The sequence below is a fragment of the Sulfurimonas limnophila genome (assembly GCF_059705345.1).
Map to the genome: position 1 here is coordinate 1,160,906 of NZ_AP046127.1, position 15,144 is coordinate 1,176,049.

The 15,144-nt window shown below is 34.9% G+C and carries 16 protein-coding genes, 1 tRNA gene and 1 other RNA gene; 16 read left to right on the top strand and 2 right to left on the bottom strand.

The genetic code is table 11. The features are described from left to right. Positions 1-86 precede the first annotated feature (86 nt). The 9 genes from AC6H33_RS05885 (at position 87) to AC6H33_RS05925 (ending at position 9,994) form a co-directional block, all read left to right on the top strand. Positions 87-2,276 (top strand): NADP-dependent isocitrate dehydrogenase, encoded by a 2,190-nt coding sequence (locus tag AC6H33_RS05885; protein WP_497603953.1) that lies wholly within the window; start codon positions 87-89, stop codon positions 2,274-2,276. A gap of 151 nt (positions 2,277-2,427) precedes the next feature. Continuing rightward, positions 2,428-3,387 (top strand): malate dehydrogenase, encoded by a 960-nt coding sequence (gene mdh / locus AC6H33_RS05890; protein ID WP_497603954.1) that lies wholly within the window; start codon positions 2,428-2,430, stop codon positions 3,385-3,387. Positions 3,388-3,391: 4 nt separating this feature from the next. Continuing rightward, positions 3,392-4,783 (top strand): class II fumarate hydratase, encoded by a 1,392-nt coding sequence (fumC, locus tag AC6H33_RS05895; RefSeq protein ID WP_497603955.1) that lies wholly within the window; start codon positions 3,392-3,394, stop codon positions 4,781-4,783. Positions 4,784-4,846: 63 nt separating this feature from the next. After that, on the top strand, positions 4,847-6,022 hold the full coding sequence (sucC, locus tag AC6H33_RS05900) for an ADP-forming succinate--CoA ligase subunit beta (RefSeq protein WP_497603956.1): 1,176 nt from the start codon (positions 4,847-4,849) through the stop codon (positions 6,020-6,022). Positions 6,023-6,034: 12 nt separating this feature from the next. Beyond that, positions 6,035-6,907, top strand: a complete 873-nt coding sequence (gene sucD / locus AC6H33_RS05905) for a succinate--CoA ligase subunit alpha (protein ID WP_497603957.1) — start codon at positions 6,035-6,037, stop codon at positions 6,905-6,907. A gap of 193 nt (positions 6,908-7,100) precedes the next feature. After that, positions 7,101-7,436 (top strand): 4Fe-4S dicluster domain-containing protein, encoded by a 336-nt coding sequence (locus AC6H33_RS05910; RefSeq protein WP_497603958.1) that lies wholly within the window; start codon positions 7,101-7,103, stop codon positions 7,434-7,436. Next, positions 7,436-8,569, top strand: coding sequence for a 2-oxoglutarate synthase subunit alpha (locus tag AC6H33_RS05915; protein ID WP_497603959.1), 1,134 nt, complete (start codon positions 7,436-7,438; stop codon positions 8,567-8,569). Before AC6H33_RS05910 ends, AC6H33_RS05915 begins: the two co-directional genes overlap by 1 nt. A 1-nt stretch (position 8,570) precedes the next feature. After that, positions 8,571-9,428, top strand: coding sequence for a 2-oxoglutarate ferredoxin oxidoreductase subunit beta (locus AC6H33_RS05920; protein WP_497603960.1), 858 nt, complete (start codon positions 8,571-8,573; stop codon positions 9,426-9,428). A gap of 11 nt (positions 9,429-9,439) precedes the next feature. After that, complete coding sequence (locus tag AC6H33_RS05925) at positions 9,440-9,994, top strand: 2-oxoacid:acceptor oxidoreductase family protein (protein WP_497603961.1); 555 nt, start codon at positions 9,440-9,442, stop codon at positions 9,992-9,994. 66 nt (positions 9,995-10,060) lie between these two features. Here AC6H33_RS05925 and AC6H33_RS05930 read toward each other — a convergent pair whose 3' ends face one another. Next, a complete protein-coding gene (locus AC6H33_RS05930; RefSeq protein WP_497603962.1) occupies positions 10,061-10,678 on the bottom strand; it encodes a TetR/AcrR family transcriptional regulator in 618 nt (205 codons plus the stop codon). A gap of 175 nt (positions 10,679-10,853) precedes the next feature. Between AC6H33_RS05930 and rnpB the strand changes: the two genes are divergently transcribed. From rnpB to AC6H33_RS05965, 7 genes are all read left to right on the top strand, one after another. Continuing rightward, positions 10,854-11,207, top strand: an RNA gene (gene rnpB, locus AC6H33_RS05935) — RNase P RNA component class A. A gap of 486 nt (positions 11,208-11,693) precedes the next feature. Beyond that, complete coding sequence (locus tag AC6H33_RS05940) at positions 11,694-11,900, top strand: hypothetical protein (RefSeq protein WP_497603963.1); 207 nt, start codon at positions 11,694-11,696, stop codon at positions 11,898-11,900. A 91-nt stretch (positions 11,901-11,991) separates the two neighbouring features. After that, positions 11,992-12,150, top strand: coding sequence for a hypothetical protein (locus AC6H33_RS05945; RefSeq protein ID WP_497603964.1), 159 nt, complete (start codon positions 11,992-11,994; stop codon positions 12,148-12,150). A gap of 45 nt (positions 12,151-12,195) precedes the next feature. After that, positions 12,196-12,537 carry a response regulator gene (locus AC6H33_RS05950; RefSeq protein ID WP_497603965.1) on the top strand — a complete coding sequence of 114 codons (342 nt, stop codon included), beginning with the start codon at positions 12,196-12,198 and terminating at the stop codon, positions 12,535-12,537. A gap of 102 nt (positions 12,538-12,639) precedes the next feature. Continuing rightward, positions 12,640-12,714, top strand: a tRNA-Glu gene (locus tag AC6H33_RS05955). Positions 12,715-12,989: 275 nt separating this feature from the next. Next, entirely contained in the window at positions 12,990-14,288 is a 1,299-nt protein-coding gene (gene gltX / locus AC6H33_RS05960) for a glutamate--tRNA ligase (protein WP_497603966.1), read from the top strand. Then, complete coding sequence (locus AC6H33_RS05965; protein WP_497603967.1) at positions 14,285-14,569, top strand: YggT family protein; 285 nt, start codon at positions 14,285-14,287, stop codon at positions 14,567-14,569. Before gltX ends, AC6H33_RS05965 begins: the two co-directional genes overlap by 4 nt. Position 14,570: 1 nt before the next feature. Here AC6H33_RS05965 and AC6H33_RS05970 read toward each other — a convergent pair whose 3' ends face one another. Continuing rightward, the gene (locus AC6H33_RS05970) at positions 14,571-15,062 is read right to left on the bottom strand and encodes a hypothetical protein (RefSeq protein ID WP_497603968.1); all 492 of its coding nucleotides are present in this window, start codon (positions 15,060-15,062) and stop codon (positions 14,571-14,573) included. Between the last annotated feature and the right edge of the window lie 82 nt (positions 15,063-15,144).

Here is a 15,144-nt window from a genome sequence, read left to right on the forward strand (position 1 = left end):
CTTGGTGGTAAGATATCCATTGTAAGTTTTTGTAGTAAGTGTTACCTTATTGCAAAAATATAAAATATCACTCAAGGACAATAAATATGTCAAAAATAATTTGGTCAAAAATAGATGAAGCACCAGCTTTAGCAACATATTCGTTATTACCAATCGTAAATGCATTTACTAAAGCAGCAGGTGTTGAAGTAGTTACCAGTGATATTTCACTAGCTGGTAGAGTTATCTCTAAGTTTTCTGATAGATTAAAACCAGAGCAAAGAATTAATGATGAATTAGCTGAATTAGGCAATGTTGTTTTACAACCAGATGGCAATATTATCAAGCTTCCAAATATTTCTGCTTCTGTTGGTCAGCTTATTGAGTGTATTACAGAGCTTCAGGCTCAAGGGTATGATGTTCCAAACTACCCTGAAGATGCAAAAACTGATGAAGAAAAAGCACTTAAAGAGATATACTCTACTTGTTTAGGTTCAGCAGTTAATCCTGTTCTTCGTGAAGGTAATTCAGATAGACGTGCAGCAGCAGCTGTAAAGAAATTTGCACAAAAAAATCCTCATAAATTAAGAGCGTTTGAAAAATCTTCAAAAGCTTATGTAGCGCATATGGACAACGGAGATTTTTATGGCAATGAAAAATCTATTATAGTAAGTGGCAATCAAAAAATCAGTATTGAGCTAAATGGCAAAGTATTAAAAACTATTGATGCTCTTGATAAAGAGATTTTAGATGCTACTTTTATGTCTGCAAAAGCTCTTCAAGCGTTTTTTCAAACAACATTAGATGATGCTAAGAAAAATGGTGTTTTATGGTCACTTCACCTAAAAGCAACAATGATGAAAGTTTCAGACCCTATTATGTTTGGCCATGCTGTAAAAGTATTTTTCAAAGATGTGTTTGCTAAATATGGTGATGAACTAGCAGCAATCGGATATAACCCAAATATGGGACTTGGAGATTTATATAAAAAATTAGAAAAATCTTCAAAAAAAGCTGAAATTGAAGCAGCGTTAATGGCTACTTACGACAAGCAACCTCCAATGGCAATGGTTGATTCTGATAAAGGTATCACAAATTTACATGCATCAAACGACGTTATTATTGACGCTTCTATGCCTGTTGTAGTTCGTGATGGCGGTAAAATGTGGAATCGTGATGGAAAAGTACAAGAGTGTGTATCTGTAATTCCTGATAGATGTTATGCAACAATGTACAAAGAGTGTGTTGATGATTGTGTTAAAAATGGTCAGTTTGATGTAACAACAATGGGTTCAGTTTCAAACGTAGGATTAATGGCTCAAAAAGCTGAAGAGTACGGTTCTCATCCAACAACTTTTGAGATGACTGAAAATGGTGTTGTAGAAGTAAAAGATGCAAGCGGTAAAGTTTTAATGAGCAACAATGTTGAAGCTGGTGATATCTGGAGAATGTCTCGTGTTAAAGATATTCCAATCCAAGACTGGGTTCGTCTTGCAGTAGAGCGCGCACGTCTTACAAATGTACCAGTTGTTTTTTGGTTAGATGAGAAACGCGCACATGATGCAAATATGATTAAAAAAGTTAATGAGTATCTTAAAAACTTTGATACATCAGGTTTAACTATTGAGATAATGGCTCCTGAGAAAGCTATGGCTTACAGCTTAAAAAGAGTAAGAGCTGGAATTGACACTATATCAGCTACTGGAAACGTTTTAAGAGATTACTTAACTGACCTTTTCCCAATTTTAGAGCTTGGAACATCTGCAAAAATGTTATCTATTGTTCCATTGTTAGCTGGTGGTGGCGTATTTGAGACAGGTGCTGGCGGATCAGCTCCTAAGCACGTTGACCAATTCTTAGCAGAGGGGCACCTAAGATGGGATTCACTTGGTGAATTCTTAGCGCTTGCTGAGTCACTTCGTTTTATCGCTCAGAAAAACTCTGATGATAAATTAGCTGCTGTAACTGCTGCTCTTGACGTTGCTAACGCTGCTTATTTGGATAACGATAAATCTCCATCAAGAACAGCTGGAGAACCTGATAACAAAGCTTCTCACTTTTTCTTAGCTCAATACTGGGCAAAGGCTTTAAGTGAAGGTAAAAATACAGAATTAGCTGCAAAATTTGCACCTATTGCAAAAGCTCTTGTTGAAAATGAAGCTAAAATCATTGAAGAGTTACTATCTGTTGAGGGTAAAGCTCAAGATATAGGTGGATACTACCATCCAAATGATAAAAAAGCAGAAGCTGCAATGAGACCATCAACAACATTAAATAAGATTGTTGATAGCATATAGTATTAAACAGAAGTAGAGATTTTTTTTCTCTACTTCCGTTAATCTTTTTCTTTTTTGTGATACTTTTTTAAGTATTATAGAAAAGGCAAAAAAATGTCTTTGAGTACAATATTTTGTTAATATTTTACAATTTAAATTTCAAGGAGTATGGATGAATCAAGGAAAAAGGGTAGGAATTGTAGGCGCTGGAAATGTTGGTGCAACTGTGGCATACTCCTTAGCAATGCTTGGTTCTTGTCATGAGATAATTCTTCGTGATAATAAGATAGATGTTGCTAAAGGAAAAGCTCTCGATATGAGTCAGGCTGCGGCTGCTGTTAGAAGCCACACAATAGTTAGTGTTGCGGAAGAGATGGCAGATTTGACTAATTGTGATGTAGTTGTTGTAACTGCTGGGAGCCCAAGATTACCAGGCATGAGCCGTGATGACCTGCTAATGATAAATGCAAATATTACAAAAGATGTAATAGCTGGAGTTGCAAAATACTCTCCTGATGCGATAATAATTATGGTTTCAAATCCACTTGACGCTATGACATATGTAGCACTTAAAGAGAGCGGTTTTGATAGAAGCCGTGTAATTGGAATGGCTGGAATTTTAGATAGCGCAAGAATGGCTAGTTTTATTCAAGGTAAGCTTGGATACGGTGGTGGACAAATTCGTGCTTCAGTAATGGGTGGACATGGTGATGATATGGTTCCTCTTGCTCGTTACTCGACCGTTGCTGGTGTTCCTTTGACTGACCTTATGTCTGCCGTTGAGATAAATGAAATAGTTACTAGAACTCGTAATGGCGGAGCTGAAATTGTTGGACATCTAAAGACTGGTTCAGCTTATTACGCTCCAGCAAAAGCGACTGCTTTGATGGTAGAAGCTATTTTAAAAGATACAAAGCAGATTCATCCTTGTGCAGTTTTTCTAGAGGGTGAATATGGTTATTCAGATGTAGTTTCAGGCGTACCAGTAATGCTTGGTGCTAATGGAGCTGAAAAGATTATAGAGATGTCTCTTAATGAGTCAGAAAAAGCTATGTTTGAGGGTTCTTGTAACTCTGTTAGAACTTTAATTGATACATTAAATAAAAATAAATTTTTTGATAAAGGGGAGTGATAGATTGAGCACACGTATAGAAAAAGATACAATGGGTGAAATAGCAGTACCGATAGATGCATATTGGGCTGCTCAAACACAAAGATCAATTGAGAATTTTGCAATTGGTGAAGAGAAGATGCCTTATGAGATAACAAGAGCATTTTCATACCTTAAAAAAGCAGTGGCACTCGTAAATAAAGATCTTGGCAAACTTGACGCTAAAAAAGCTGACGCAATCGCGCAAGCTTGTGATGATATGTTGGCTGGAAAACTAGATGGTGAATATCCACTTGTTGTTTGGCAAACAGGTTCAGGCACACAATCAAACATGAACAACAATGAAGTTTTAGCTTCTCGCGCAACAGAGATTTTAGGTGGTGATTTTAGAGTAGAAAAACTTATTCATCCAAATGATGATGTAAATAAATCTCAAAGCTCAAATGATACTTATCCTACTGCACTTCATGTAGCTTCTGTAATCGCAGTTGAAACTCGTGTTTTACCAGCAATTGCAAAACTTAAAGCAACACTTATCGCAAAGTCAAAAGAGTTTGATTCTATCGTTAAGATTGGACGTACTCACCTTCAAGATGCAACACCTCTTACTCTAGGTCAAGAGATTAGCGGCTGGGTAGAGATGTTAAACAAGTGTGAAAAGATGGCAAAAGATTCTCTTGAGGCTGTTCGCGAACTTGCACTTGGCGGAACTGCTGTTGGAACTGGACTTAATGCTCATCCAGAATTAGGTGAAAGAGTTGCTAAAAAATTAACAGAACTTACAGGACACAACTTTATAACTGCTCCAAATAAGTTTCACGCTCTTACATCTCATGATGCTCTTGTATATGCTCATGGTGCATTAAAAGCACTCTCTGCTGATATGATGAAAATAGCAAATGATGTTAGATGGCTAGCATCTGGTCCAAGATGTGGAATAGGGGAGATTACTATTCCTGAGAATGAACCTGGCTCTTCTATTATGCCTGGTAAAGTAAATCCTACTCAAAGCGAAGCTGTAACTATGGTTACATGTCAAGTTATGGGAAATGACACAACTATCGGCTTTGCAGCTAGTCAGGGAAATTTTCAGTTAAATGTATTTAAACCAGTAATTGCTTATAACTTCTTACAATCATGTCGTCTTCTTGGGGATTCTATCATCTCATTTAACGACCATTGTGCTGTAGGAATTGAGCCAGTTGAGGACAAAATAGATTTTTATCTAAATAACTCACTGATGCTTGTAACTGCACTTAACCCTTATATAGGTTATGAAAATGCAGCAAAAATCGCAAAAACAGCACATAAAAACGGTTCAACTCTAAAGCAAACAGCAATAGACTTAGGTCTGCTGAGTGCAGAGGAGTTTGACAAATATGTTATCCCAACAGATATGATAGCACCCAAGGCATAAGATGACAGTGCAGAAAAAACTAAATTTTTTCTGTTAAGCGTAAATTTAAACAAAGGAAAATAGATGAATATACATGAGTATCAAGCGAAACAAATTTTTGCAAAGTACGGCGTACCAACTCCAAAAGGTTTGATGGCTGAGAGCGTTAAACAAGCAGTTGCTAATGCAGAGACACTAGGTGGTTCTATTTGGGTTGTAAAAGCTCAAATACACGCTGGTGGAAGAGGCCTTGGCGGTGGTGTAAAACTTGCTCGTTCCCTAGAAGAAGTAGAGCAGTTGTCTAAAGAGATTTTAGGCATGACTTTAGTTACTCATCAAACAGGACCTGAGGGTAAACTTGTTCAAAAGCTCTACATTGAAGAGGGCGCTGATATAAAAGAGGAGTTATACCTTGGAGTTGTTCTTGATCGCGCTCGTGAAATGCCAGTAATCATGGCTTCAACTGAGGGTGGTATGGCTATCGAAGATGTTGCTCACAATACTCCAGAGAAGATTATCAAAATAGCAGTAGACCCAGCTATCGGTTTTCAAGGGTTTCATGGAAGAGAACTTGTGTTTGGTTTAGGCATTACTGATTCAAATGAGCAGAAAAAACTTATAAGCTTTGCTTCAAAACTATATAAACTCTATATGGAAAATGATGCAGAGATGATAGAGATTAACCCTCTTGTTAAAACTGGAAGCGGTGAGTTTTTAGCACTTGATGGAAAGATGGGATTTGATGATTCTGCTCTTGGTCGCCACCCTGATATTGAAGATATGAGAGATATAAGTGAAGAGGATGCTGATGAGCGTGAAGCTGGTAAATATGGTCTCTCTTATGTAAGCCTTGATGGTGAAATCGGCTGTATGGTAAATGGGGCTGGTCTTGCTATGGGAACAATGGATACTATCAACTATATGGGCGGAACTCCTGCAAACTTTCTTGATGTTGGCGGAAGCGCAAATGCACAAACTGTTGCAAAAGGGTTTGAGATAATTCTTAAAAATCCAAAAGTTAAAGCTATATTTGTAAATATTTTCGGCGGAATCGTTAGATGTGATCGTATTGCAAACGGTATCTTAGAAGCTACAAAACTTGTTGATGTTCATGTTCCTGTAATTGTTCGTCTTGATGGTACAAATGCACCTGAAGCGGCAGAGATTTTAAGAAATGCAAATATTGCAAATGTTATAGCAGCTACAGATTTAGCTGATGGTGCTGCAAAAGCAGTAGCAGCCGCAAAACAAGCTAAGTAAGGAGAGGTTTTTATGAGTATATTAGTAAATAAAGATACAAAAGTAATTGTTCAAGGTTTTACGGGTAAAGAGGGTTCTTTCCATGCTGAGCAGTGTTTAGCATACGGAACTAAAATCGTAGGTGGTGTTACACCAAACAAAGGTGGAACTGAGCATTTGGGACAACCTGTATTTAACACTGTTAAAGAGGCTGTAAAAACTACTGGCGCTACTGTTTCTATGATTTTTGTTCCACCTGCGTTTGTTGCTGATGCTGTTATGGAAGCAGCAGATGCTGGAATTGATCTTGCAGTTATTATCACAGAAGGTGCTCCTGTTCGTGACATGCAAGCTGCTAAAGCTTATGCAATCAAGCACAACATGAAAACAATCGGGCCAAACTGCCCAGGAATTATTACAGCTGAAGAGTGTAAAATTGGAATTATGCCAGGGATGATTTTCAAAAAAGGAAATATAGGTCTTATCTCAAAATCTGGAACTCTTACTTATGAGGGTGCTAACCAAGTTGTAAAACAAGGTTTTGGAATAAGCACAGCAGTTGGAATAGGTGGAGACCCGATAATTGGGCTTTCATATAAACAACTCTTGCCAATGTTTGAAGCGGACCCAGAGACTCATGCAATCGTTATGATTGGTGAGATTGGTGGAGATTTAGAAATTCAAGCAGCTGCGTATATAAAAGAGCATATTACAAAACCTGTTGTTGCCTTTATAGCGGGGCAAACTGCACCAGCTGGTAAAAGAATGGGTCATGCTGGAGCAATTGTAAGTGGTGGTGCAGGAACAGCCGCTGAGAAGATGGCGGCACTAGAAGCTGCTGGTGTAAAAGTAGTTGTTTCTCCAGCAGATATTGGAAAGGCTATAGCGGAAGTTTTAGCTAAGTAGTTCAATAGATTTGTGCGAGCCTCATTAGGTAACATTTATGTTATTTAAGAAGCGTTATTAGCACAATTCAGAGTTACGTTAATAAAAATTAGTTAATCTGTTTATGAAAATTAGATTGATATTGATGGAGAAATCTGTATCAAATATAAGTACAAGTCTACTTGATACTTTAAAAAAACAAAGAGGAGAATAAATGGGAGCTGCTATGACTCAAAATACAGGTAATGCACCTGTATGGGTAAATACAAGCAATTGTAAGGCATGTGATATTTGTGTATCTGTATGTCCTTCAGGCGTACTTGGGATGGTATATGATGCATCATCAACTTTAGGTGCAATGATTTCTGTAAATAACCCTGAATCATGTATAGGGTGTAATGAGTGTGAATTATCATGCCCTGATTTTGCTATCTATGTGGCTGATAAAAAAGAGTATAAATTTGCAAAACTTACAGATGATGCGAAAGAGCGTCAAGCTGCAATTATTGCAAACAACTATATGTCGTTAGACAAAAAAGGAGCTAAATAATGGCAACTAGAGAAATAATTTCAAGTGGTAATGAGCTCTCTGCTCTAGCTGCAAGAGATGCTGGATGTAAATTTTTTGGTGGTTATCCAATTACGCCATCAAGTGAAATTATGCATGAAATGTCTGACATGATGCCTGAAATAGGCGGTGTATGTATACAGATGGAAGATGAAATCGCAGGTGTTGCTGCGGCAATTGGTGCTGGTATGGCAGGCGTTAGAACAATGACAGCTACTTCTGGACCTGGTATTTCACTCAAAGCTGAAAATCTTGGACTTGCGCAAATGACTGAAGTTCCTTTGGTTGTAGTAAACGTTATGCGTGGTGGCCCATCAACTGGTCTTCCAACTCGTGTATCACAAGGTGACGTTGCACAAGCAAAAAACCCTTCACATGGTGACTACAAATCAATCACATTATGCGCTGGTTCATTATCAGAGTGTTATACAGAAACTGTAAGAGCATTTAATTTAGCAGATAGATTTATGCAGCCAGTATTTGTTTTACTTGATGAAACAATTGGGCATATGCATGGCAAGGCTGTAGTTCCAACAGAAGAAGAAATAAGAGATGGTATTGTTCCAAGAAAACAGTTTGATGGACCAGCTGAAGAGTATTTTCCTTATCAGTGTGAACATGATCAACCAGCAGTGCTAAACCCTATGTTTAAGGGATATAGATACCACTTTACTGGATTACACCATGATAAAAAAGGGTTTCCAACTGAAGAGATAGAGACATGTAGAAAACTTATTCAAAGATTAGAGGATAAAGTTGAACTTCATAAAGATGAAATTGAATTAAATGAAGAATTTTTCCTCGAAGATGCTGAAGTTATGATTGTTGCTTATGGTTCTGTTTCTCTTGCTGCAAAAGAGGCTATCCGTCACTTAAGAGCAGAGGGTATTAAAGCAGGTCTATTTAGACCAATTACTTTATGGCCAAGTCCTCAAGATAGAATGAGAGAATTAGCAGCTAGAATCCCAAAAGTTTTATGTGTTGAATTAAATATCGGTCAATACAGAGATGAAGTACAACGCTCAACAGGAAGACTTGATATTGAAGGACTGTTTAAAGTAAACGGTAGACCAATTTCTCCTTATGAAATTGTAAATAAAGTAAAGGAGCTATAAGATGGCATTTAATTATGATAAATATTTAAGATTAGAAAAAATGCCGACACTATGGTGTTGGGGCTGCGGTGATGGTGTTATTTTAAAAGCTTTTGTAAGAGCAATTGATAAACTTGGTATCAATAAAGATGATGTTTGTGTTGTGTCTGGAATAGGATGTTCTGGAAGATTTTCATCATATGTTGACTTTAATACTGTTCATACGACACATGGAAGAACAGTTGCATTTGCTACTGGAATCAAGCTTGTAAATCCTGATAAATATGTTATCTGTGTTGCAGGTGATGGAGATGCACTGGCAATTGGTGGAAATCACACTATACATGGTTGTAGAAGAAATATCGATATAACTATGATTGTAATCAACAACTTTATCTATGGTTTAACAAATTCTCAAACAAGCCCTACAACTCCTCAAGGAATGTGGACTGTATCACAAAAAGCTGGAAATATTGACCCAACTTTTAACGCTACAGATTTGGCTATTGCAGCAGGAGCTTCATTTGTTGCAAGAGAGACTATGCTTGATCCTAAAAAACTTGAAAAAGTATTTGTAAAAGCATTAGAGCATAGAGGATTTGCTTTCCTTGATGTTATGTCAAATTGTCATATTAACCTTGGTAGAAAAAACAAGATGGCTTCTGCTATGGAAAATTTAGAGTGGATTGACAGTATCACTATCCCTAAAAAGAAATATGATGAGCTATCTCCAGAAGAGCAGCTAAATAAGTTTCCAACTGGTATCTTAAAAGAAGATACACAAGCGGCTGAGTACTGTGATATGTACGAAGAGATTAAAAAAGTACATCAAGGTAACAGAAAAACAATTACTCAAAATGATTTTGAGAAAAAAATATAAGGAGAAACACAATGGCTAGAACATTAATGAGATTTACAGGTGTTGGCGGACAAGGTGTTCTTCTTGCAGGTGAAATCTTTGCAGCTGCAAAGATTAAAGTTGGCGGACATGGATTAAAGACAGCAACGTACACTTCTCAAGTACGTGGTGGTCCAACAGTTGTTGATATAACACTTGATGATGAAGAAATTTTTTATCCTTATGCAAATGATGGTGAAATTAACTTTATGCTTTCAGTTGCACAAGTAAGCTACAACTCATTTAAAGGTGGAGTTAAAAAGGGCGGAACAATCGTTGTTGATCCAAACTTGGTAAAACCTACTGATGAAGATAGAAAAACATGGAAAATTATAGAAATTCCAATTATTACTATAGCAAAAGAAGAGGTTGGTAATGTTATTACTCAATCTGTTGTTGCTCTTGCTATTGCAAATACTATAATGAAACCTATCGATAAAGAGTCTCTAATTGATACAATGCTATCAAAAGTACCGCCAAAAGTTCATGCAGCAAATAAACTTGCTTATGATCTTGGTGAAAAATACGCTCTTGCATCAATAGCTTAATTTTAAAACGGCTCCAAAAGAGCCGTTTTTTTTAACAAATTAAATAATACTATACAATATCAATAGCTATACTCGAATACTTTCCCAAAAAAAGTCAACGTGCTTTTCAAATTGTGTTGATAATACATTAGTGGATAATGAATCAAATCTAAGCATAGTAACTTGCAATCTAATATAGAATAGGGTGGATAAAAACTCATAGGCTACCATCATTGGATCTGCTGAACGTATAAGCGAGTTCTGCATCATTATAAAAAATACCTCTGACAAAATCTTTATATTTTCATTATGAAACTCATTCATAAACTGCTCTCTAAGTTCTATATTTTGAAAAAGTTCAATCATTAGCAACCTAAACATATTTTCGTTGTTTTTATCAAATGTAAGGAGCTTATACTGCATAGAAAACTTCTGTAAAAATACTTTTCCCTTGAGTGCAGACTCTTTAATATCACTATCAACTTGAGAGAAGGGCGTGGTAAAAATATCTTTAGCTACAGATAAAAATATCTCTTCTTTATTTTTAAAGTGATTATATAAAGCGCTCTCTCTTATCCCAACTTCTGATGCTATTTTTCTTACACTTGTAGCTTTAAATCCATACTCTGAGAAGAGCCTAGATGAAGCTTTTAATATCTTTTGTTTTGTACCCGTTCTCTCTTTAGCTATGCTATTTTCTGGCATTTTAAACCTTTTATATTAATATGAACGACTGTTAATCTAATATGAATTATATATGAACACTTGTTAATTAAACCTTATACTAAAAGAACAAACGTTCATATCTAAACTTATATATATGAACGTTTGTTAACCATATTTAAAAACAGATATAAAGGAATGATTCTGTACTATTTCACAGGTACAACAGATAGTTACTTGAATTTATTTCAAGAGGAAAGTCCGAGCTGCTATAAGAGAGTGTTCCATTTAACTAATGGCCGTAGCAATACGAGGGAAAGTGCAACAGAGAGAAGACTTCCGCCTAGAGCGGTAAAGGTGAAAGGGCGGTGTAAGAGACCACCAGTCTCTATAGCAATATAGAGAGCTTGTAAACCCAACATGGCAGCAAGAAACAGATGGTCAGCCTCTTATATGGAAATTTGCGCTTTGTCGCAGATTTTCTCGCTACTGTTTCGCTAGAGTTACTGCGTGAGCAGTAAAGTAGATTAATGCTATCAAAACAAAACTCGGCTTACGTTGTACCTATTCATTTTAAAAGCCTATTTACATGGCTTATCTCACTATTTACTTTTTAGTTGTAACCGTGGCGTAACTGCTACTATTGTCAAACAAAGATAAATTAGCTCCCAAATTTACATTTTAGACTCTATAACACTTGCATAATGCTCTAATTGGAGATTCATATTTAGACTTACTTTTAATATTAAGAGATATTAGATATTCTTTGATATCCAATCTTGATTCAGCAAAAAGCTTTTATTGCTATCTTTGACGTAATAAAAAAATGAGAGACTGAATTATTGTATAATCTAGTTAAATCATCTTTTGAGAGTTCAAAGTGATTTGAAATATCGCTTTAAGTTTTGTGGAGTGAAGTACATTTTTGCCTCTTTCTTTAGAAGAGCAAAGCCAAAATAATAGGCACTTTTAGGCATATTTTTTTCAATAGAATTTACATTATGTTAATCATTATATAAATTTATCTTAATACAATAAAAGAAGAGCTATAAAACACATGGATAGAAAAGAACTACTAATTAATGACATTCAAAATCTGCTAAACAGCTATGAAGACATTCATAAAACAGCTATAAATCCTAATTTATTGGAATTTATGGATGAGCAAACTTTACTTAATATTATAGATTCGCTACTTTATCAAAAAGAAGACGCAAAAGAGTCTGATTTAGAGTGGTTGGAGACATTTAAAAAATATAATTGAATAAGTGTAGTTTTTATTAACCAAAAACAGTTTGATTTGTTACCCAATTATCTGCTATAATCTCTCCATTATATATAAAAAGGATCGTGCAATGTCTAATGTGGATTTAGTACAACTAACACAAGAAACTAAAAAACTATCAGCTATGGTTGTTGAAGATGAGAAAGTAGCAAATGAGTTATTGAGCTCTACTTTTAAAAACTTTTTTTCAGATGTAAAGTCATGTTTTAATGGAAAAGAAGCACTTTAGGCTTATTTGAAATCGGCTCCAGATGTTGTTTTCGTAGATATTATAATGACTGAAATGGATGGGATAGAACTTTCACGTAAAATTCGTGAGATTAACCCTACTCAAATCATTATTGTTATCTCTGCAAGTAATGATATAGAGAAAATATCAGAATCAATTGAAGTTGGTGTAAATAGCTTTATTCAAAAACCAATTGATACAAAAAAAATTATAGAACTTTTAACAAGCGTTGTTGCTATGGTAGCTAAAAAGAAAAAAATAGAGACAAAAACATTCTCTATATCTCTTCCATTAGATTTATATGAGATTGTAAATGAAAATGCTAAGGCAGAGAGTATCTCTAAAAACGCCGTTATCATAAGAGCCCTCCGTAGTTTTTATGAATAATTAAAAAAAAACTGGGCTTTTTTTGAAATTTTATATTTTATTAAGAATAAAATCTATATAATTTCGGCTCAGTAATTAAAACTGAAAAAAACGCTGTAAAGTGGCCCCGTCGTCTAGCGGTCAGGATCCATGGTTTTCATCCATGTTACAGGAGTTCAATTCTCCTCGGGGTCACCACTTTTTACTAAAACTCCCCTACTTTAAACACTTCTATAAATTAATTTTCAAGACATTGCTATTTAGTACGCTTTTTGGTTCACAAACAGTACTCAATTATTGGCAAATACTTCTTTGAATGAAACAAAAAAATATATTATCGTAGACGAATTCCCAAAGAACTTAAAAAATTGCACCTATTTTTAGAATTGGCGAATAGTAAGTGCAACGCCTGATAAAAACCTCTCCTCAGCTAAATTGCGATAAAATCACAAAAATTATTTTTAGGATTTTTAATGTTAAGATTTGCTCCAAGTCCGACAGGTGATATGCATATAGGTAATTTAAGAGTTGCCATATTTAACTATATTGTCTCAAAACAGAGAAAAGAAGATTTAGTAATAAGAATAGAAGATACAGATAAAGATAGAAATATAGAAGGTAAAGATAAAGAGATACTAGATATATTAAATCTTTTTGGAATTGATTACTCTGTGGTTATGTATCAGAGTGAGAATTTCCGTTTTCATAGAGCTTTAGCACTTCAACTTCTGCATGAAAAAAAAGCTTTTAACTGTTTTTGCTCATCAGATTGGCTAGATAAAAAAAGACAAGAAGCAAAAGATAGTAAAACTGCCTACAGATATGACGATGCATGTGCCTCACTTCCTGATGAACTTGTTATAGACAATGAAAATCCTTTTACGGTTAGAATAAAAAAACCACTTGAGCCAATTATAGTAAAAGACCATATTAAGGGTGAGATTAAATTTGAGCCAAACGATATAGATAGCTTTATTATAATGAGACAAGATAAAACACCAATGTATAATTTTGCATGTTCGGTTGATGATATGCTAAGTGATATTTCACTAGTTATAAGGGGTGAAGACCATGTAAGCAATACTCCAAAGCAAATTCTTATAAGAGAAGCCTTAGGTTATGGTAAAAATATAGAGTATGCACATTTACCAATTATCTTAAATGATGATGGTAAAAAAATGAGTAAAAGAGATGACGCATCTAGCGTAAAGTGGCTTCTTGAAGAGGGTTATCTTCCATCTGCAATCGCAAATTATTTAATATTAATAGGAAATAAGCCGCCAAAAGAGATATTTACTATGCAAGAAGCTATAGAGTGGTTTAGTTTGGACAATATATCTAAGTCCCCTGCCCGTTTCGATTTAAATATGCTAAAACATATAAATAAAGAGCATCTTAAAATGTTAGACGCAAAAGAACTCTCAAGATATGTTGGCTTTGCAGATGCACAAATTGGTGAAGTTGCAAAAATATATCTTGAAGAAGCTAGTACGACAAAAGAGTTGAGAGCTAAAATAGCACTAATTTTTGCGCAAAAAAATATCCCTGATGAGTTTAAAGAGTATGCACAAGCAATAGTTGAGATTATAAAAAAAGCGCCCTACTTTGAAGAGTATGAGGATTTTAAAAACTACATCATGCAAGAGTCTGGATTTAAGGGAAAAAATCTTTTTAAACCTCTAAGAATTCTTCTAATGGGCTCAGAGCATGGTCCAGATATTGCAGCCGTATATAAACATATTAAAAATTATTTAGGGGAGATTGTAAAATGAGTATTTTAATAGAAATATTTCAAGGTATTGGTTCAATTGCAATTGGGATAATAAATATATATATTTGGGTGGTAATTATTGCTGCACTACTTAGTTTTGTAAATCCAGATCCATTCAACCCTATCGTTCAGTTTTTATATAGAGTTACAAATCCAGCTTATGCGTTAGTTAGAAGATATATAAAGACAGATTTTAATGGCTTGGATTTGGCACCACTGATTATCGTTGTTGGATTACAGATAGTTATAGTGCTACTTAGCTCTCTTTTGCATGCGTTATAAACTATTTATCTTTTGTGTATTTTAATATTACAGCAGATGAGGATTGGTTGTCTTCTATGGAAAGATTCATCGATTCTGCCTGTTCAAATGCTACTATATAACAATCATTCCAATCATTTCTTCTATCAATAAGGTGTGAAAATTGATTCTCTTTAGGTAGTTTTTCTACCTTTATCGGCAATTGTGAGTTCATAGTTAGTTTCAAATTACTCTGAGAAGTAGTGTTTGGATTGTAAAGCTCTTTTGTCTCTTTTAGATATAAAAAAACTATGAAATATTCATATCCATTAAATGATTCTGGATAGACTTCATTAAGATATATAGAAGATAAAACCCCTCTTACTTCACCCTCTTTTGAGACTATTTTACTGCTTTGAAGACTTGCAGCACTGAGCTCTTTTGTTCTATCCATTTTAAATGCAAAAAAAGCGTTTTTCTTAGAACATCCGCTAAAAAGTATCAATAAAGTAAAAAAAAGTAAAAAAAATTTCATTTAAATCCCCAAAAATAGTGTACGAATTATATCTTATTAAACAACCTTTTAAAGACTATTTTGTATAATCACTTAATTTATA

Excerpts from the sequence above, each read along its gene's own strand:
- AC6H33_RS05915 (WP_497603959.1), top strand. The coding sequence starts at position 7,436 with ATGGCAACTAGAGAAATAATTTCAAGTGGTAATGAGCTCTCTGCTCTA.
- gltX (WP_497603966.1), top strand. The coding sequence starts at position 12,990 with ATGTTAAGATTTGCTCCAAGTCCGACAGGTGATATGCATATAGGTAAT.
- AC6H33_RS05970 (WP_497603968.1), bottom strand. The coding sequence starts at position 15,062 with ATGAAATTTTTTTTACTTTTTTTTACTTTATTGATACTTTTTAGCGGA.
- AC6H33_RS05930 (WP_497603962.1), bottom strand. The coding sequence starts at position 10,678 with ATGCCAGAAAATAGCATAGCTAAAGAGAGAACGGGTACAAAACAAAAG.
- AC6H33_RS05940 (WP_497603963.1), top strand. The coding sequence starts at position 11,694 with ATGGATAGAAAAGAACTACTAATTAATGACATTCAAAATCTGCTAAAC.
- AC6H33_RS05965 (WP_497603967.1), top strand. The coding sequence starts at position 14,285 with ATGAGTATTTTAATAGAAATATTTCAAGGTATTGGTTCAATTGCAATT.
- sucC (WP_497603956.1), top strand. The coding sequence starts at position 4,847 with ATGAATATACATGAGTATCAAGCGAAACAAATTTTTGCAAAGTACGGC.
- AC6H33_RS05950 (WP_497603965.1), top strand. The coding sequence starts at position 12,196 with ATGACTGAAATGGATGGGATAGAACTTTCACGTAAAATTCGTGAGATT.
- sucD (WP_497603957.1), top strand. The coding sequence starts at position 6,035 with ATGAGTATATTAGTAAATAAAGATACAAAAGTAATTGTTCAAGGTTTT.
- AC6H33_RS05920 (WP_497603960.1), top strand. The coding sequence starts at position 8,571 with ATGGCATTTAATTATGATAAATATTTAAGATTAGAAAAAATGCCGACA.
- AC6H33_RS05885 (WP_497603953.1), top strand. The coding sequence starts at position 87 with ATGTCAAAAATAATTTGGTCAAAAATAGATGAAGCACCAGCTTTAGCA.
- mdh (WP_497603954.1), top strand. The coding sequence starts at position 2,428 with ATGAATCAAGGAAAAAGGGTAGGAATTGTAGGCGCTGGAAATGTTGGT.
- AC6H33_RS05925 (WP_497603961.1), top strand. The coding sequence starts at position 9,440 with ATGGCTAGAACATTAATGAGATTTACAGGTGTTGGCGGACAAGGTGTT.
- AC6H33_RS05945 (WP_497603964.1), top strand. The coding sequence starts at position 11,992 with ATGTCTAATGTGGATTTAGTACAACTAACACAAGAAACTAAAAAACTA.
- AC6H33_RS05910 (WP_497603958.1), top strand. The coding sequence starts at position 7,101 with ATGGGAGCTGCTATGACTCAAAATACAGGTAATGCACCTGTATGGGTA.